Here is a 16902-nt window from a genome sequence, read left to right as displayed (position 1 = left end):
CTTAGGACCATTCTAGAGTGACAGCAATTGTCACCTGCTCTCATGCGAGAGCCCTGCCTACCATGAGCTAGATCAATCCAGTCCGAGGCGAAGTGCCGCTGCGCCCGCGATCGGCGCCAGAACCGATGAGAAAAGCGTGAAGGCGGTGAGGATCAGGAAGGGCGCCAGGAAAGGATCGGGGTCCGCCAGCGCCCCGTTGACCGCCGCGACGCCGAAGATCAGCACCGGCACGGAAAGCGGCAGGACGAGGATCGCCGCCAGCATGCCGCCCCGCGCCAGACCCGCCGTCAGCGCCCCGCCGACGGCACCGATCATGGCGAGCGCCGGCGAGCCGGCGAGCAGCGTCAGCGTCACCGCGCCGAGCGCCAGCGGCGTCAGGTTGAGGATGAGGCCCAGCACTGGCGCGGCGAGCACGATCGGCAGGCCGTGCGCCAGCCAGTAGCCGCAGGCGCGCGCGAAGACATAGACCGCCATCGGCTCGCCGGAGACCATGATCAACTCCAGCGCCCCGTCCTCGCGGTCCTGGCCGAACAGCCGGTCGAGCCCGAGGAGCAGCGACAGGAGAACGCCGATCCACAGCACCGCCGGCCCGATGCGCGACAGAAGGTTGAGGTCCGGCCCGACGCCGAACGGGAAAACCGAAACCACGGTCAGGAAGAAGAGGAGGCCCGTCAGCGCGCCTCCTCCCGCTCGGAAGGAGGCGGAGACCGTCTGGCCGACGATGGCGGAGAAGGCGCTCATATAAGCTCCATGGTCCGGGTCGGCGGCACCGGAAGGGCAAGATGCGTCGCCGCCAGGATCGCCCCGCCCGCGGCCAGATGGGCGCTCATCATCGCCCCGAGGATCGCCTCGCCGTCCTTGTCGAGGCCGGAGGTCGGCTCATCGAGAAGCCAGACCGGCCGGCGCGACAGGAGAAGGCGGGCGAGCCCGGCGCGGCGGCGCTGCCCGGTCGAAAGCGCCCTCGCCGCAAGATGCATGGCATGGGCGAGGCCGACTTCCTCGAGCGCGTCGTGGATCGAGCCCGCATCGGCCGCCCCGCCATAAAGCTTCGACCAGAGCTTCAGGTTCTCTTCCACGGTGAAGACGCTCCTCAGCCCGTCGCCATAGGCGAGGAAATGCAGTTTGCCCTCCTCCGCATCGCCCGCCGAAATGCGCACCTGCCCGCCGGCCGGATGCAGCAGCCCGGCGACGACGCGCAACAGGCTCGACTTGCCCGCCCCATTCGGACCGACGATCGCCAGCACCTCGCCGCCGGAGAGTTCGAAGCTGACGCCATGGAAGATCGGCCGGCCGCCGCGCTCGCAGGCGAGCGCTTCGGCGGCGACATGCACCGCGGGAAAGAAATCCTGGGAAGGCAAGAGCGCCTCTCTGGCGTTGCTTTTTCCGAACGCCGCCGAGGCGGCTGGCTTCCGCTTACAGAATATTCTATATGCCCGGCAACCGGCGGCGGCAGGCGCTCCTCTCCGTCGGCTTCCAGAAAAACCACGCCGGAACCGCACCGTGCGCGCAGCATTGGCATTTCGACTGCCCGTGCTCTGACGCCGGCGATCGAGGGAGCCTTTCCGTGACAAAATCTCTGAACAGCTTCAACGCCCGAAAACAGATCGAGGTCGACGGGCAGGCCTACACCTATTTCTCCCTGCCCGATGCAGAGAAGAACGGCCTCGACGGCATTTCCCGTCTGCCGTTCTCGCTGAAGGTGCTGCTGGAGAACCTCTTGCGGCACGAGGACGGCCGCACCGTCTCGGCCGACGATATCCGCGCCGTGGCCGAATGGCTGAAGGAGCATCGCTCCTCGCGCGAGATCGCTTACCGGCCGGCGCGCGTGCTGATGCAGGACTTCACCGGCGTTCCCGCCGTTGTCGATCTTGCCGCCATGCGCGACGCCACGACGCATCTCGGCGGCGACCCGAAGGTCATCAATCCGCTCGTTCCGGTCGACCTCGTCATCGACCACTCCGTCATGGTCGATTATTTCGGCACCCCGGAAGCCTTCGGCAAGAACGTCGACATGGAATACGAGCGCAACGGGGAGCGCTACACCTTCCTGCGCTGGGGCCAGGAAGCCTTCCAGAACTTCCGCGTCGTGCCGCCGGGCACCGGCATCTGCCATCAGGTGAACCTGGAATACCTCGCCCAGACGGTGTGGACGCGTGAGGAGGAAGGCGAGACCTTCGCCTTCCCGGATACGCTCGTCGGCACCGATTCCCACACCACGATGGTCAACGGCCTTTCCGTTCTCGGCTGGGGCGTCGGCGGCATCGAGGCGGAGGCCGCCATGCTCGGCCAGCCGATCTCCATGCTGATCCCCGAGGTCATCGGCTTCGGCCTGACCGGCCGCCTGCCGGAAGGCACGACCGCGACCGACCTGGTGCTGACCGTCACCCAGATGCTGCGCAAGAAGGGCGTCGTCGGCAAGTTCGTGGAATTCTTCGGCGAGGGCCTTTCGAACCTCTCGCTGGAAGATCAGGCGACGATCGCCAACATGGCCCCGGAATACGGTGCCACTTGCGGCTTCTTCCCGATCGACAACGACACGCTGAAATACCTGCGCGCCACCGGCCGCGATCCGCACCGCGTCAAGCTGGTGGAGGAATACGCCAAGGCGCAGGGCATGTTCCGCTTCGACGACGTGCCCGATCCGGAGTTCACCGACACGCTGAGTCTCGACCTCTCCACGGTCGTGCCTTCGCTCGCCGGCCCGAAGCGTCCGCAGGACCGCGTGCCGCTGACCGATGCGGCGAACGCATTCCAGAAGGCGCTCGGCGAACTGAGGGGGGGCAAGAAGGGCTCCAACGAGGTGCCCGAGAGCTCGGCCGAATCCCGCTATGTGGATGAGGGCGCCGAAGGCGTCATGGACATCCCCTCCTATCAGGTGGAGGGCATGGACTTCCATATCCGCGACGGCGATGTCGTCATTGCGGCGATCACCTCCTGCACCAACACCTCCAATCCGAGCGTCCTCATCGCTGCCGGCCTCGTCGCGAGGAAGGCGAAGGAGAAGGGCCTGAAGGTGCAGCCCTGGGTGAAGACCTCTCTCGCTCCCGGCTCGCAGGTGGTCACCGACTATCTGACGAAATCCGGCCTGCAGGAGGATCTCGACGCGCTCGGCTTCGACCTCGTCGGCTATGGCTGCACGACCTGCATCGGCAATTCCGGCCCGCTGCCGGAGGCGATCTCCGAGGCCATCGCAGAAAACGATCTGGTCGCCTGCTCGGTGCTTTCCGGCAACCGCAACTTCGAGGGCCGCGTCAATCCGGACGTGCGGGCGAACTATCTCGCCTCGCCGCCGCTGGTCGTGGCCTATGCGCTCGCCGGCACGATGCGCAAGAACATCACCGAGGAGCCGCTCGGCGAGGGTGCCGACGGCAATCCGGTGTACCTCAAGGACATCTGGCCGACGGCGAAGGAAGTCGCCGACATCGTGCGGGCCGTCATCTCCGAGCAGATGTTCCGCGAACGCTACGGCGACGTCTTCAAGGGCGACAAGCACTGGCAGGGGATCGAGGTCAGCGGCGGCATGACCTACGAATGGCCGCCCTCTTCCACCTATGTGCAGAACCCGCCCTTCTTCGAGGGCATGGACAAGTCGCCGAAGCCGGTGGAGGACGTCGAGGATGCCCGCATCCTGGGGCTCTTCCTCGATTCCATCACCACCGACCACATCTCCCCGGCCGGCGCCATCAAGCGCGAGAGCCCGGCCGGCGAGTATCTGGTCGAGCACCAGGTCCGGCCGATCGAGTTCAACTCCTACGGCTCGCGCCGCGGCAACCACGAAGTCATGATGCGCGGCACCTTCGCCAATATCCGCATCAAGAACCAGATGCTGGAAGGCGTCGAGGGCGGCATGACCCGCCATTATCCCTCCGGCGAGGAGCTGCCGATCTACACGGCCGCGATGCGCTACGAGGAGGAAGGCGTGCCGCTGGTGGTCTTCGCCGGCAAGGAATACGGCACCGGCTCGTCGCGTGACTGGGCGGCGAAGGGCACGCGCCTTCTCGGCGTGCGCGCCGTGATCGCCGAGAGCTTCGAGCGTATCCATCGCTCCAATCTCATCGGCATGGGCGTCCTGCCGCTGGTCTTCAAGGACGGCAAGACCTGGCACGATCTCGGCATCAAGGGCGACGAGAAGGTCTCCATTGCGGGCCTCAAGGACATACGCCCGCAGAGCGAAGTGACCGCGAAGATCGAGTTCGCCGACGGCCGCATCGAGGAGGTGCCGCTCCTGGTGCGCATCGACACCGAGGACGAGCTCGACTACTACCGGCACGGGGGCATCCTGCACTACGTGCTGCGCAATCTCGTCAACGAGCAGGCCGCCGCCTGACACGTTTGCGTGTCTCCGGCACACCTTTGCCGGAGGCCAAAATCACCTGCGCTCACAAGGGTGTCACTTCACCCCCTTGTGAGTCGTAGGGCGAAGGGGGGAGGCGATACTGCGCACCGTCATGCACGCACCGCGCCCACGCCTCCCGCTCGTCCGCCTGCCGCCTCTCCTGGCCGCAGCTCTTCTCAGCGCGCTCCTTTCCGCATCCGCCGCTTCGGCCCACGAGCCCAAGGCCGTGATCGAGCTTTTCACCAGCCAGGGCTGCTCCTCCTGCCCGCCGGCGGATCATTTTCTCGCCGATCTCGCCGACCGGGACGAGGTCATCGCCCTCTCCCTGCCCGTCGACTACTGGGACTATCTCGGCTGGAAGGACACGCTGGCGCGGCCGGAGAATTCGGATCGCGAGCGCGCCTATGCCGCCGCCCGCGGCGACGGCAAGGTCTATACCCCGCAGATGGTGGTAAACGGCGAAGAGGCTTTCGTCGGCTCCAATCGCTCCGCGGTCAGCCACGCCATCGCCGCGGCGAGCCTTCCCGTCGGCATCGAGATGCACAAGACCGACGCGCGTCTGGAAATCCGCATCGCGGCGGGCGTCGCCCCCGCCGGCCGGCAGGTCGCCGTGCGTCTCCTCACTTTCCGTCAGGAGGAAACGGTGCCCATCCGCGGCGGCGAAAATCGCGGCCGCACCGTCGTCTATCGCAACGTGGTCAGATCGAACCAGCCCATAGGTCTGTGGGACGGCAAGCCGCTTGCGATCTCCCTGCCCTCCGACGAGATCATGGCCGGGCCGGGCTACGGCTGCGCCGTCATCCTGCAGGTGGAAACCAACGCGGGCCCCGGAAAAGTGCTCGGCGCCGCCGTCGCCCACCACCACGCCGAAAGCTGAGCTTCAGCCCTTCGCTTTCCGCGCCTCTTCCACGAGCTCCTTCACCTTCGGCAGGATGCCGTCGACGACGACCTTCACCCCCTCGGCCGTCGGGTGGATGCCGTCCGCCTGGTTGAGGGCGGAATCGGCTGCAACCCCCTCCAGGAAGAAGGGATAGAGGAGCACGCCCGTCTTTTCGGCGAGATCGGGGTAGATGGCGTTGAATTCCGTCCCGTATTGCGGCCCCATATTCGGCGGCGCGAGCATGCCGGCAAGCAGCACCTTCTGGCCGCGCGCCTGCAGCCGGCTGACGATCTCGCTCAGAGCCTGGCGCGTCACCTCGGGATCGACGCCGCGCAGCGCGTCGTTCGCGCCGAGCTCGACGATGACGGCATCCGCATCCTCCGGCACCGACCATTCGAGCCGCGACAGCCCTCCGGACGCGGTATCGCCGGAGACGCCGGCATCGGCGACCTCGGCCTCGATGCCTTCATCGGTGAGCCGCGCCTGGAGCTGGTCGACGAAGCCTTCGCCCGGCGCAAGGCCGTAGCCCGCCGTCAGGCTGTCGCCGAAGGCGACGATCTTCACCGGTTCGCCGGCCCATGCCGCCGAAACCGCAATCGCTGTCATCACGAAGCCGAGCACAAGCGCCGGCAAAGCTTTGAATGTCATGAGGCCTGCACCATATCCGCTGCCTTGGACCGAGGGGCGGATATAGGGCTTGGGAAACTTGGTTGAACCGGCAATTCTCATCGAAGACGCCGAGCTGACGCTCGGCAGCGGGCGCGCCGAGGTGCACGTCCTGCGCAAGGCGAGCCTTCAGATCCCCGCCGGCGAGGTCGTCGGTCTCGTCGGCCCCTCCGGCTCCGGCAAGTCGACGCTCCTGATGGTCGTCGCCGGCCTGGAGCGGATCGACCGAGGCCGCGTCGTCATCGCCGGCCATGACTTTTCCGGCATGAGCGAGGACGCGCTCGCCGCCTTTCGCGGCCAGGAGATCGGCTTCGTCTTCCAGGCCTTCCACCTGATGCAGACGATGACGGCGCTGGAGAACGTCGCCGTGCCTCTGGAGCTTGCCGGCGAAAACGAGGCGTTCGAGCGCGCCGAGGCGATGCTGGCGCGGGTCGGCCTTGCCGAGCGGCTGACCCACTATCCCTCCCAGCTTTCCGGCGGCGAGCAGCAGCGCGTCGCCATTGCCAGGGCCCTCGTCACCGAGCCGGCCATCCTCATCGCCGACGAGCCGACGGGCAATCTCGACGGCGATACCGGCCGCGAGATCGCCGACCTTCTCTTCGAGACCTCGCGCGAGCATGGTGCCACGCTCCTTCTCGTCACCCATGACCGCGAGCTGGCCGCCCGCTGCGACCGCACCGTGCGCATCACCGCCGGCCATATCGAGCCGGAAGCGGCGGGCGCGGCCCGCCCCGCCGCGCGCCCGATGGCCGAAACTCCCGCATGAGCGCGCTACCGACGCCGCTCCGCTTCGCCGCGAGGGAACTGCGCGGCGGGTTTTCCGGCTTTTACGTCTTTCTCGCCTGCATCGCCCTCGGCGTGGCGGCGATCGCCGGCGTCAATTCCGTCTCGCGCGCCCTGACGGAGGGCATCGCCCATGAGGGCCGCACCATCCTCGGCGGCGACATCTCCTTCTCGCTGATCCACCGCGAGGCCTCGCCCGAGGAATACGCCTTCCTGAAGGAAGAGGCTGCGGGCGAGCCCTCCCTCGTCGCGAATATGCGGGCGATGGCCCGCCGGCTCGACGGCGCCGACCAGACGTTGGTGGAATTGAAGGCGGTTGGCCCCTCCTATCCCGACCTCGGCGAATTGCAGCTGCGCGGGGGCGGCGACCTCGGCGGGGCGCTGGCAAGGGTGGACGGCATGCCCGGCGCCGTGGCCGCGCCCGAGTTGATGGACCGCCTCGGCCTCGTTCCGGGAGACAGGATCGCGCTCGGCAGCGCGACGCTGCAGATCCGCGGCGTCGTGGAATTCGAGCCGGACCGGCTATCCGACGGCATCGGCTTCGGCCCGCGGCTCCTCGTTTCGCGTGAAACGCTGCGTGAAACCGGCCTCGTGCGCCCCGGCAGCCTCGTCACCTACGAATACCGCCTCATCCTGCCCGGCGCCTCCGACCAGAGGCTGAAGGCGATCCGCGAGGCGGCCGAGGCGCGCTTTCCCGATGCGGGCTGGCGCATCCGCGCACGCGACAACGCCTCGCCGCGCCTGACCGACAACATCACCCGCTTCGCGCAGTTCCTGACTCTGGTCGGCCTCACCGCCCTCGTCGTCGGCGGCGTGGGCGTCGCCAATGCCGTGGCGAGCTTCGTCGACCTGAAGCGGCCGGCCATCGCGACGCTGAAATGCCTCGGCGCGCCGCGGAGCTTCGTCTTCCGTACCTATCTGTTACAGATCCTCATCCTCGCCGCCTTCGGCATCGCCGTCGGGCTGGTCATCGGCGCGGCGCTGCCTTTCGCCGCCATCGCCGGGCTGAAGAACATTTTGCCGGTGGCCGCCGTGCCCGCCTTCTATCCGCGCGAACTGGTGCTCGCCGCCCTCTACGGCTTCCTCGTCGCGCTCGCCTTCTCGCTCTGGCCGCTGGGGCGGGCGCGGGATCTGCCGGCAGCGAGCCTTTTTGCCGACCGGGCGGCGCATTTCGACGCAAAGCCGGCATGGTCGATCCGCATCGCCCAGCTCGTCCTTCTCTTCGCCCTTGCGGGGATCGCCATCCTCCTTTCCGTCGACCAGGAGGTGGCGCTCTTCTTCGTCCTCGGCGTCGTCATCGCCTTCCTGATCCTGCGGGTCATCGCCATCGCGGTGATGGCGGCGGCGCGCAATGCCGGCACCATCCGCTCCACGACCCTGCGCCTTGCCATCCGCAACATCCAGCGGCCGGGGGCGCTGACGGCGAGCGTCGTCCTCTCCCTCGGCCTCGGCCTGACGCTGCTCGTCACGCTCGCCCTGATCGACACGAACCTGCGCAGCCAGCTCACCGGCCGCATCGCCGAGAAAGCACCGGACTTCTTCTTCGTCGACATCCAGGGCGCCGAGCGCCAGCCCTTCCTCGATCTTCTGGCAGAAGTCGCGCCGGAAGGGCGCGTCCAGACCGTGCCGATGCTGCGTGGACGCCTCGTGGAATTGAATGGCGTGCCGGCCTCCGAGGTGCAGGCGGAAGAAGGGGCGCGCTGGGTGCTGCGCGGCGACCGCGGCATCACCTATTCGGACGAGATGCCGAAAAACTCCGAGCTGGAGGAAGGCGAATGGTGGCCTGCGGATTATTCCGGCGAGCCGCTCGTCTCCTTCGACGGAGAGCTTGCCCGCGGGCTCGGCCTGAAGCTCGGCGACACCGTCACCGTCAACGTGCTCGGCCGGAACCTGACGGCGAGGATCGCCAATTTCCGCTCGGTGGAGTGGGAATCGCTCGCCATCAACTTCGTCATGGTGTTTACGCCGAACACATTTTCGGGAGCGCCGCACACCCATCTCGCCACTCTGACCCTGCCGGAGGGGAGCCCGGAAGCGCTCTCCGGCACGGTCCTGCGCGAGGTGACCGACGCCTTTCCGGGGGTCACCTCGGTGCGCGTCAAGGATGCCATCGAAGCGGTCAATTCGGTCGTCAGGCAGCTGGCGCTCGCCGTGCGCATCGCCGCCTCGCTCGCCCTCCTCGTCTCCATGCTGGTGCTCGCCGGAGCGCTCGCCGCCGGTCATCGACAGCGCCGCCAGGACGCCGTCATCCTGAAGGCACTAGGGGCCACGAGGCGGCAGCTTCTCTCGGCTTTCGCGCTCGAATACGGGCTCCTCGGCCTCGCCACCGGTCTCTTCGCTCTCGCCGCCGGATCGGGCGCCGCATGGTTCGTCATCTCCGGGCTGATGGACTTCGACTTCACCCACTTCCCGTGGATCGCGGCAGCCTCCGCGCTGATCGCCCTCGTCGTCACGGTGGGGCTCGGCCTTGCCGGCACCTGGCGCATCCTGTCGGTCCGGCCGGCGCCCTATTTGCGCAATCTGTGAAGCGGATTGCAGCCGCCGCGCGGCGGCCGCGACCTTGCCGAATGTTAAGGCTGTCGCACGGTTCAGGCCTTGTGGCTGCCTCAAGGCATTGCCATATTCGCTCCGACGCTCCGGTAGTGCGTGAGCGAAGCACCCCAGGAGGAGGATTCCATGGCTGAATACGACCGGCAGTATCAGACTGTCGATCGCTCGAGCACCGTATCCCGTGCCGGGATCGATGAGGGTCTGCGCGCCTTCATGCTCGGCATCTACAACAACATGGCACTCGGCCTCGCCATCACTGGCGTTGCGGCCTTCGCCACATTCTATTTCGCGGTCGACCAGAGCGCTGGCACCCTGACCGGCTTCGGTCAGGCGGTCTATGCCAGCCCGCTGAAGTGGCTGATCATGTTCGCCCCGCTTCTCTTCGTCTTCGGCTTCTCCGCGGGTATCAACCGCATGCAGCCGTCCACGGCGAGAATGGTGTTCTTCGCCTTCGCGGCGGTGATGGGCATGTCGCTGTCGACGATCTTCCTGGTCTTCACCGGCCAGAGCATCGTCCAGACCTTCTTCATCACTGCGGCGGCCTTCGGCGGCCTCTCGCTGTGGGGCTACACCACGAAGAAGGACCTGTCGGGCTGGGGCTCGTTCCTGGTCATGGGGCTGATCGGCATCATCATCGCGATGATCGTCAACATCTTCCTGGCTTCCTCGGCGCTGCAGTTCGCCATCTCCGCGCTCGGCGTGCTGATCTTCGCCGGCCTGACGGCCTACGACACGCAGAGGCTGAAGCACACCTACGACTACGTCTCGGGTGACACGGTGGCCGCGGGCCGCGCCTCCATCATGGGCGCCCTGCAGCTCTACCTCGACTTCATCAACCTCTTCATGTTCATGCTGCAGTTCCTGGGCAACCGGAACTAAGGCAGGTCGCAGAAGACCTCCGGAACGGCGCCTTCGGGCGCCGTTTTTCGTTGTGCCGAGGCCCGGGACAACGCGGCTATCGACGCTGGCCGGCCTCCTGGGCTATGGGCGCTGAAATGCAGCACCAAGAGCCGGCCGTCCGCGCCGCCACCGAAGCGGACATTCCCGCCATCACCGCCATCTATGCCGACGCCGTCGCGACCGGCACGGCAAGCTACGAGCTCACGCCGCCGGACGAGACCGAGATGCTTGCCCGCATGCGCGCTCTCACGGCGGGCGGCCATCCCTATCTGGTGGCGCATGAGGACGGAAAGATCCTCGGCTACGCCTATGCCGGCCCCTTCCGGCCGCGGCGCGCCTATCGCTTCATGGTCGAGGATGCGATCTACGTCGATCGCGCCGCCCATCGGCAGGGCGTCGGCCGCATCCTGCTGGCGGCCCTCGTCGCCGAGGCCGAGCGGCGCGGCTTCCGCCAGATGGTCGCCGTCATCGGCGACGGCTCCAACCATTCCGCCTCCGTCGGCCTCCACGCCGCGCTGGGCTTTTCCCATGCCGGCATCATGAAGGGGACGGGCTACAAGTTCGGCCGCTGGCTCGATACGGTATGGATGCAGAAGGCGCTCGGCGAGGGCGACCGGACATTGCCCGATCGCGAGCCCGGCGCACCGGCCTGAGGCGCACCGGCTAAAGGCTCTAGCCCGCCACCAGCCTCAGTTTCGGCTTGTCGAAGATGCGCAGCACCTGGGCGAGGTCGTGCCCGCGCTTCAGGATCGTGCCGCCCGTCGCCACCACCCGGTAGGCGCCTTGCTTGCGGGCGAGCGAGGGCACCTTCTCCACCTTGTAGAGCGGCATCTCGCTGGTACGCCGGAAGATGGAGAAGATCGCACGGTCGGAAAGGTGGTCGATCGCATAGTCGCGCCACTCGCCTTCCGCCACGCGCTTGCCGTAAACCCTGAGGATGACGTCGAGCTCCGTCCGATGGAACGCGACGGAGTCTTTCACGCTATTTCGGCGCGCTGCGGAAGAGCCCCGCAGCGCGGTCGTAGACCAGTCTTCTGTCTCGCTCAAAGCGCCCTCCTGACTGACCTTACATTAAAGCGGCAAGGAGCCGGAGGTGGCAAGGCCGAAAGGGCCGGCGGGCGCGTCGGGTCGCTCGCGCTTCCGCGGCAAAGACGCGCCATAGGGGCCCCGCTCTGGCGACGAGAAAAATCATATTCTCGCCGGAATTCGGCCCTTGCGGTGCCACTCTCCTGGGCAGAATGGAGACTGCCTCATTATCCGGCGCGGCGGCGAGGCGGTTTGCCCCCAGCCCCGTTTCTCCGTCGCCCGGTATTGTTCCGTGTATGGTTCAATCCCCCAGAGGTGCACCTTTAAAGGCCGGTTCGACCGGCCTTTTTTCTTGCCCCTTCTTTCCCCTGAAGCACGTGCCGCTAGAATGCTGTCCAGCGGATTGGTGAGGTGATTCGCCGTCCGGCATGTCCAGGGCCTTTGCCCGCGACAGAGGAGACCCCTCATGCCCCGTCTCTTCACCGCCTTGGAGCTTCCTTCCGACATCGCCTTCTCGCTTTCCCTCCTGCGCGGCGGCCTGCCGGGTGCCCGCTGGATCGATCCCGAGAACTATCACGTGACGCTCCGCTTCATCGGCGATGTCGCCTACGACGTTGCCGACGAGGTCGCCCACACGCTGGCGCAGATCTCCCGCCCGTCCTTCAAGCTGGCCCTGTCGGGCCTCGGAAGCTTCGGGTCGCGGAAGCCGCATTCGCTCTGGGCCGGCATTTCCGCCGTTCAGGAACTGAAAGAGTTGCAGGCCGAACAGGAAAGGCGCCTTCAGCGCCTTGGCCTGGAACCGGAGCGGCGAAAGTTCACCCCGCACGTCACGCTGGCGCGCCTCAGGACGGCGAGCCAGGCCGACGTCGCCACCTACCTGGCCCTGAGGGGCGATTTCCGTACGCCTCCCTTCGAGGTCGGGCGCTTCGTCCTGCTCTCCTCGCGCGCATCGAGGGGCGGCGGGCCGTATATCGTGGAAGAGGCCTACCCGCTGGCGGCCTAGCCCCGGAAGATCTCAGTCCCGCATCGCATCGCGCTTCAGGTGGAAGCGCCCGTCGGCAAGCCCGAGATCGCGCTTGCGCGCCTCGCTGAGTTCTTCCCAGCGCAACCGGGTGCTGGTGCGCCGATACCGGATGGGCAGGCCCAGCCATTTGCGGATGATATGGACGAGCGGCAGCGACCGCCCGCCGACGAGCGTGTCGGGAGCCATGAGAACACCTGTTTTCTAGGTTTGTGGGGGAATATTTGCTCTTGAACGCCCGTCCGGTCCAACGAATAATCCGGATCACGACATAAGGCTGTTTAATGGCTCCTCCACTCCCTCCGCTCTCCACCATCCGCGTCTTCGACGCCGCCGCCCGTCACCTCAACTTCACCGCGGCGGGCGAGGAGCTCGCCATGACGCAGGCGGCCGTCAGCTACCAGATCCGCCTTCTGGAGGAATGGGCGGGCACGCGCCTGTTCGTGCGCCAGGCGCGCGGCGTGGAGCTGAGCGAGGCGGGCGCCCGGCTCGCACCTGTGGTGGATCGCGCCCTCGCCGAGCTGCGCGAGGGTTTCTCGAGCCTGAAGCAGAACCAGGACGAAGTGCTTTCCATCAGCGCCGTCGCCACCTTCTCGACGACCTGGCTGGTGCCGCGTCTCGGTTTCTTCCAGCTCGCCCATCCCGAAATCGCCGTCCGGCTCGATACCAGCCACCACCTCACGGATTTCGCCCGCGAGGAGATCGATCTCGGCATCCGGGTCGGAGCCGGCAAATGGCCTGGCCTCGCGGCCCACTGGGTGCTGCCGATCCGCTTCTCGCCGATGCTCGGCCCGGGCCTTGCCGCCCGCCTCGGCCCTGCCCCCAAGCCGGCCGACCTGTTGACGCTGCCCATCATCGATCCGCCGGATCCCTGGTGGGTCGAATGGTTCGCCGCCGCCGGCGCAGAAGCCGGCGACCTCGCGGCGCGCCCCGGTCTTCAGCTTCTTTCCCAGCATCTGGCCGCCCGCGCGGCGATGGCGGATCAGGGCGTTGCGATCCTGGAGCCGGCCTTCTTTCAGGAAGAGCTCGCCACCGGCCGGCTCGTACAGCCCTTCCCGGCTCTCGCCACATCCGACTGGAGCTACTACGTCGTCTTCCCCGAGGCGCGGCGCGTGCCGCGCAAGGTGCAGGTCTTCCTCGACTGGCTGAAGGCGCGGCTCGCCGAAGAGGCAGGAGGCTGAGGCGGCCTCAGGCGCGCCGCCGGCGCCATTCCTCCCGGCTGATCTCCCACACCTCGGTCGGCAGGCGGCCGCAGACGTAGTCGCGCTCCACCAGCGCGACACGGCGCATGCCCTGGCGCTCGGAGATCCGTCGCGATCCCTCGTTGCCGATCGCCTTGAACACCCGCATGGCCGGCCGCTCCAGCACCTCGAACCAGTACTCCGTCACGGCGTCCGCCGCCTCGCCCATCAGGCCCCTGCCCTGCCATTCCGGCGCCAGCCAGAAACCGCGCTGGTCCTCCGCCGCATCCCTCAGCCCGATGACGCCGATGAGCTCGTCGGGCTCAGATTTCGGCCGCAGCGACCAGAGCCATTCCCGCCCCTCCTCCATCGCCGGCAGCGCGGCATCGCGCAGATAGGCGAGCGCGCCATCCTCGGGATAGGGCCAGGGAACGACGGCGTTGAGATGGCGAACGATCTCCCAGCGCGGAAAGCTCCGCTGAATGGCGGGCGCATCCTCCACCGCCAGGGGCCGCAGAAAGAGCCGCGGCGTCTCAAGCTCCGGGACATTGCCCATGAACGAGGCAGGCCTCAGCTCGTGCGCGTCATCAGGAGCCGGATCGCAAAGGCCCCGAAGATCGTGGCGCAGAGATAGTCCACCACCCGCGAGATCATCGGCGAGCGCTTCAGCGCGGCCGAAAACTCCGCCGCCGCCAGGATCATCGCCCCGCAGGACGGGATGGCGAGCGCGATGAAGTAGAAGCCGAGGAAGGCGAGCTTGCCGCCGGCATGCGGATCGGAGACGGAAACGAACTGGGGCAGGAAGGTCACGAAGAAAAGGACGATCTTCGGGTTGAGGAGGTTGATGCCGAGGCCGGCGGCCCAGCTTCGCCAGAGCGACTGGCGCGGCCCCGTCCTCGTCTCCAGCGTCAGTGCGGAGCCGTGCCGGATCGCCTGGAAGGCGAGGAAGAGGAGATAGAGCGCGCCGGCGACCTTCACCACGAAAAAGGCTTTTGGAGAGGCCGCCAGCAGCGCCGAAAGGCCGAAGGCGGCAAGCATCGTGTGCACCACGATGCCGGAGGAGGCGCCGATCATGGCGGCAAGCCCGGCAGCCCGGCCCTGCATCAGCGCCCGAGACAGAAAGAGCGTCATGTCCGGACCGGGCGTGACGATCAGGATCGCCGCGGCGAGCGTGAAAGCGGTGATGACGCCGAAGGAAGGGATGAATTCCATGAGCATGCTCCTGCACCGCCATGGATGCCGCGTGAGGAGCGCGCGCGCCACCTGTTTCTTGCGCGCGAGACAAAATGCGAGCAGGCCCGCCGGGCTCTCGCAACGGGTGCTTGACCACCCTCGCCCGGCCTGCGCATCAGGGTTGGATGCGCGCCCGCCTGCCGAAAGCCTCCCTGCCCGAACCGCTCGCCCGTGCCCTTTCCCGCGCGAAGCGGCAACCGGTGCTCGCCGCCCTCGCCGCTCTCCTCGTCGTGGCTCTCGTCTTCGCCGCCCTGCCCGTTCTCGACCTTGCCGTCTCGCGCGCCTTCTGGGCGGACGGCGCCTTCGTCGGCACGAGCGACGGCACGGCCCGCTTCGTGCGCAACTTCGCCCGGATCGTGGAGGCGCTCGTCGCGCTTGCCGTCGGCCTGCCGCTTGTCTTCAAGCTTGTCTGGCCTGAGAGCCGGCTCCTCATCGCCCCGCGCATCCCGCTCTTTCTCTACGCCGTCTTCGCCCTCGGTCCCGGCCTCATCGTCAACGGCATCCTGAAGGCACATTCGGGAAGGCCGCGTCCGCGCCATCTCGCCGAATTCGGCGGCGACGCTCTCTTCGCCCGTGTCGGCGATTTCTCCGGCAGCTGCCTGTCCAACTGCTCCTTCGTCTCCGGCGAGGCGGCCTCCGCCTTCTGGCTCGTGGCGCTCGTCTTCGTCGTGCCGAAGGCATGGCGCGCGCCGGTGCTCCTCGCCTCCATCCTCCTCGCCGCTGCCGCTTCCTGGAGCCGCGTCGCCATGGGCGGGCACTTCCTCAGCGACGTGCTGATCGCCTGGCTGGTCACGCTGCTCGTGATGCTGCTTGTGAAGGAGCCGGTGCTGAGGCGCTTCCAGCCCGCTCTCGACCGGGCCATCGAGGCCGGCATCGCCCGTCTTGGTCGCTTCCTGCGATACCTTCTCTGGAAGGCCGGCAGGGCGCGGGAGAAACGGCGCGCCGCCTGAACGGGCCGCTGCGCAAGGTCGGCGTGACGCCTTGCGCACGCATGGCCCCTGCCTATAGTGCGCGCCCGACCGAAACCCTCTTCCCGAGCAGCGACATGTCCGACGTCAAGAAAGTGGTGCTCGCCTATTCCGGCGGCCTCGACACCTCCATCATCCTGAAGTGGCTGAAGGTCACCTATGGCTGCGAGGTGGTGACCTTCACCGCCGATCTCGGCCAGGGCGACGAGCTGGAGCCGGCGCGCAAGAAGGCGGAGATGCTCGGCATCCGCGAGATCTACATCGAGGATCTGCGCGAGGAGTTCGTGCGCGACTTCGTCTTCCCGATGTTCCGCATGAACGCGCTCTACGAAGGCGTCTATCTGCTCGGCACCTCCATCGCCCGGCCGCTCATTTCCAAGCGGCTGGTGGAGATCGCCCACGAGACGGGCGCCGACGCGATCGCCCACGGCGCCACCGGCAAGGGCAACGACCAGGTACGCTTCGAGCTGACCGCCTATGCGCTCGACCCGGACATCAAGGTGATCGCCCCCTGGCGCGAATGGGATTTCAAGTCGCGCACCGACCTCATCGATTTTGCCGAGAAGAACCAGATCCCCGTGCCCAAGGACAAGCGCGGCGAGGCCCCCTTCTCGGTCGATGCGAACCTCCTGCACTCCTCCTCCGAGGGCAAGGTGCTGGAGGATCCGAACGAGGAGCCGCCCGCCTATGTCTTCCAGCGCACCGTCTCGCCGGAGGAGGCGCCGGACAAGGCGACGGTGATCGAGATCGCCTTCAAGAAGGGCGACCCGGTCGCCATCGACGGCAAGGCCCTGAAGCCCCACGAGCTGCTGGCCGCCCTCAACGATCTCGGCCGCGACAACGGCATCGGCCGAATCGACCTCGTGGAGAACCGCTTCGTCGGCATGAAGAGCCGCGGCATCTACGAAACGCCCGGCGGCACCATTCTGCTGGCCGCGCACCGGGCGATCGAATCGCTGACGCTCGACCGCGGCGCCGCCCATCTCAAGGACGAGCTGATGCCGAAATACGCCGAGCTCGTCTACAACGGCTTCTGGTACGCCCCGGAGCGCGAGATGATCCAGGCGCTCGCCGACCGCAGCCAGGAGAAGGTGGAGGGCACCGTCCGCCTGAAGCTCTACAAGGGCAACGTCATCGTCGTGGGAAGGGCGAGCCCCTATTCGCTCTACAACGACGAACTCGTCACCTTCGAGGACGACCGCGGCGCCTACGACCAGAAGGACGCCGCCGGCTTCATCCGCCTCAACGCCCTGCGCCTCAGGACCCTCGGCAAGCGCGACCGCAGCTGATCGCTTCCGCCAGCACGACAAAAAAGCCCGCCGAGCATCTCGGCGGGCTTTTTCGTTTCAACGATTTCG

Annotated in this window: 17 protein-coding genes; 10 read left to right on the top strand and 7 right to left on the bottom strand. The window is 67.2% G+C overall.

Annotated features, from left to right (window positions below):
* Nucleotides 1-72 precede the first annotated feature (72 nt).
* Nucleotides 73-741 carry a heme exporter protein CcmB gene (gene ccmB, locus CLD20_RS05925; RefSeq protein WP_224405677.1) on the bottom strand — a complete coding sequence of 223 codons (669 nt, stop codon included), beginning with the start codon at nt 739-741 and terminating at the stop codon, nt 73-75.
* Nucleotides 738-1331, bottom strand: a complete 594-nt coding sequence (ccmA, locus tag CLD20_RS05920; protein WP_224405964.1) for a heme ABC exporter ATP-binding protein CcmA — start codon at nt 1329-1331, stop codon at nt 738-740. Before ccmA ends, ccmB begins: the two co-directional genes overlap by 4 nt.
* A gap of 233 nt (nt 1332-1564) precedes the next feature.
* On the opposite strand from ccmA, the gene acnA reads away from it, so the two are divergent.
* A complete protein-coding gene (gene acnA, locus CLD20_RS05915; RefSeq protein ID WP_224405676.1) occupies nt 1565-4327 on the top strand; it encodes an aconitate hydratase AcnA in 2763 nt (920 codons plus the stop codon).
* Nucleotides 4328-4448: 121 nt separating this feature from the next.
* Nucleotides 4449-5213 (top strand): thioredoxin family protein, encoded by a 765-nt coding sequence (locus tag CLD20_RS05910; protein WP_224405675.1) that lies wholly within the window; start codon nt 4449-4451, stop codon nt 5211-5213.
* A gap of 3 nt (nt 5214-5216) precedes the next feature.
* On the opposite strand, the gene CLD20_RS05905 is transcribed toward CLD20_RS05910, so the two are convergent.
* Complete coding sequence (locus CLD20_RS05905; protein WP_224405674.1) at nt 5217-5864, bottom strand: arylesterase; 648 nt, start codon at nt 5862-5864, stop codon at nt 5217-5219.
* 58 nt (nt 5865-5922) lie between these two features.
* Here CLD20_RS05905 and CLD20_RS05900 point away from each other — a divergent pair, with 58 nt between their 5' ends.
* The 4 genes from CLD20_RS05900 to CLD20_RS05885 all read left to right on the top strand — a co-directional run bounded on the left by CLD20_RS05900 (nt 5923) and on the right by CLD20_RS05885 (nt 10768).
* Nucleotides 5923-6648: an ABC transporter ATP-binding protein gene (locus tag CLD20_RS05900; RefSeq protein WP_224405673.1), complete on the top strand. Its 726-nt coding sequence runs from the start codon at nt 5923-5925 to the stop codon at nt 6646-6648.
* Nucleotides 6645-9191: an ABC transporter permease gene (locus CLD20_RS05895; RefSeq protein WP_224405672.1), complete on the top strand. Its 2547-nt coding sequence runs from the start codon at nt 6645-6647 to the stop codon at nt 9189-9191. The genes CLD20_RS05900 and CLD20_RS05895 overlap by 4 nt, the downstream gene beginning before the upstream one ends.
* Before the next feature lie 150 nt (nt 9192-9341).
* On the top strand, nt 9342-10094 hold the full coding sequence (locus tag CLD20_RS05890; protein WP_224405671.1) for a Bax inhibitor-1/YccA family protein: 753 nt from the start codon (nt 9342-9344) through the stop codon (nt 10092-10094).
* Nucleotides 10095-10210: 116 nt separating this feature from the next.
* Entirely contained in the window at nt 10211-10768 is a 558-nt protein-coding gene (locus CLD20_RS05885) for a GNAT family N-acetyltransferase (protein ID WP_224405670.1), read from the top strand.
* 19 nt (nt 10769-10787) lie between these two features.
* Here CLD20_RS05885 and CLD20_RS05880 read toward each other — a convergent pair whose 3' ends face one another.
* The gene (locus tag CLD20_RS05880; RefSeq protein ID WP_224405963.1) at nt 10788-11129 is read right to left on the bottom strand and encodes a DUF2794 domain-containing protein; all 342 of its coding nucleotides are present in this window, start codon (nt 11127-11129) and stop codon (nt 10788-10790) included.
* Between the two features lie 478 nt (nt 11130-11607).
* Here CLD20_RS05880 and thpR point away from each other — a divergent pair, with 478 nt between their 5' ends.
* Nucleotides 11608-12144, top strand: coding sequence for an RNA 2',3'-cyclic phosphodiesterase (gene thpR, locus CLD20_RS05875; protein WP_224405669.1), 537 nt, complete (start codon nt 11608-11610; stop codon nt 12142-12144).
* Nucleotides 12145-12156: 12 nt separating this feature from the next.
* Here the strand turns inward: thpR and CLD20_RS05870 are convergent, their stop codons facing one another.
* Complete coding sequence (locus CLD20_RS05870) at nt 12157-12351, bottom strand: hypothetical protein (RefSeq protein ID WP_224405668.1); 195 nt, start codon at nt 12349-12351, stop codon at nt 12157-12159.
* A 95-nt stretch (nt 12352-12446) separates the two neighbouring features.
* Between CLD20_RS05870 and CLD20_RS05865 the strand changes: the two genes are divergently transcribed.
* Nucleotides 12447-13343 carry a LysR substrate-binding domain-containing protein gene (locus CLD20_RS05865; RefSeq protein WP_224405667.1) on the top strand — a complete coding sequence of 299 codons (897 nt, stop codon included), beginning with the start codon at nt 12447-12449 and terminating at the stop codon, nt 13341-13343.
* A gap of 7 nt (nt 13344-13350) precedes the next feature.
* On the opposite strand, the gene CLD20_RS05860 is transcribed toward CLD20_RS05865, so the two are convergent.
* Nucleotides 13351-13899, bottom strand: a complete 549-nt coding sequence (locus tag CLD20_RS05860; RefSeq protein WP_224405666.1) for a GNAT family N-acetyltransferase — start codon at nt 13897-13899, stop codon at nt 13351-13353.
* A 14-nt stretch (nt 13900-13913) separates the two neighbouring features.
* On the bottom strand, nt 13914-14555 hold the full coding sequence (locus CLD20_RS05855; protein WP_224405665.1) for a LysE family translocator: 642 nt from the start codon (nt 14553-14555) through the stop codon (nt 13914-13916).
* A gap of 146 nt (nt 14556-14701) precedes the next feature.
* Between CLD20_RS05855 and CLD20_RS05850 the strand changes: the two genes are divergently transcribed.
* Both CLD20_RS05850 and CLD20_RS05845 read left to right on the top strand, forming a co-directional pair.
* Nucleotides 14702-15526 carry a phosphatase PAP2 family protein gene (locus CLD20_RS05850; protein ID WP_224405664.1) on the top strand — a complete coding sequence of 275 codons (825 nt, stop codon included), beginning with the start codon at nt 14702-14704 and terminating at the stop codon, nt 15524-15526.
* Between the two features lie 95 nt (nt 15527-15621).
* Entirely contained in the window at nt 15622-16833 is a 1212-nt protein-coding gene (locus CLD20_RS05845; protein ID WP_224405663.1) for an argininosuccinate synthase, read from the top strand.
* Nucleotides 16834-16902: the final 69 nt, after the last annotated feature.

Source organism: Afifella sp. IM 167, from assembly GCF_020144925.1.
GTDB lineage: Bacteria > Pseudomonadota > Alphaproteobacteria > Rhizobiales > Afifellaceae > Afifella.
This window is presented reverse-complemented; position numbering and strand designations above follow the sequence as displayed.

Bases quoted from the DNA above. Each gene is read 5' to 3' on its own strand.
- ccmB (WP_224405677.1), bottom strand. From the start codon at position 741: ATGAGCGCCTTCTCCGCCATCGTCGGCCAGACGGTCTCCGCCTCCTTC.
- CLD20_RS05910 (WP_224405675.1), top strand. From the start codon at position 4,449: ATGCACGCACCGCGCCCACGCCTCCCGCTCGTCCGCCTGCCGCCTCTC.
- CLD20_RS05905 (WP_224405674.1), bottom strand. From the start codon at position 5,864: ATGACATTCAAAGCTTTGCCGGCGCTTGTGCTCGGCTTCGTGATGACA.
- CLD20_RS05895 (WP_224405672.1), top strand. From the start codon at position 6,645: ATGAGCGCGCTACCGACGCCGCTCCGCTTCGCCGCGAGGGAACTGCGC.
- CLD20_RS05890 (WP_224405671.1), top strand. From the start codon at position 9,342: ATGGCTGAATACGACCGGCAGTATCAGACTGTCGATCGCTCGAGCACC.
- CLD20_RS05885 (WP_224405670.1), top strand. From the start codon at position 10,211: ATGCAGCACCAAGAGCCGGCCGTCCGCGCCGCCACCGAAGCGGACATT.
- thpR (WP_224405669.1), top strand. From the start codon at position 11,608: ATGCCCCGTCTCTTCACCGCCTTGGAGCTTCCTTCCGACATCGCCTTC.
- CLD20_RS05870 (WP_224405668.1), bottom strand. From the start codon at position 12,351: ATGGCTCCCGACACGCTCGTCGGCGGGCGGTCGCTGCCGCTCGTCCAT.
- CLD20_RS05865 (WP_224405667.1), top strand. From the start codon at position 12,447: ATGGCTCCTCCACTCCCTCCGCTCTCCACCATCCGCGTCTTCGACGCC.
- CLD20_RS05860 (WP_224405666.1), bottom strand. From the start codon at position 13,899: ATGGGCAATGTCCCGGAGCTTGAGACGCCGCGGCTCTTTCTGCGGCCC.
- CLD20_RS05855 (WP_224405665.1), bottom strand. From the start codon at position 14,555: ATGGAATTCATCCCTTCCTTCGGCGTCATCACCGCTTTCACGCTCGCC.
- CLD20_RS05850 (WP_224405664.1), top strand. From the start codon at position 14,702: ATGCGCGCCCGCCTGCCGAAAGCCTCCCTGCCCGAACCGCTCGCCCGT.
- CLD20_RS05845 (WP_224405663.1), top strand. From the start codon at position 15,622: ATGTCCGACGTCAAGAAAGTGGTGCTCGCCTATTCCGGCGGCCTCGAC.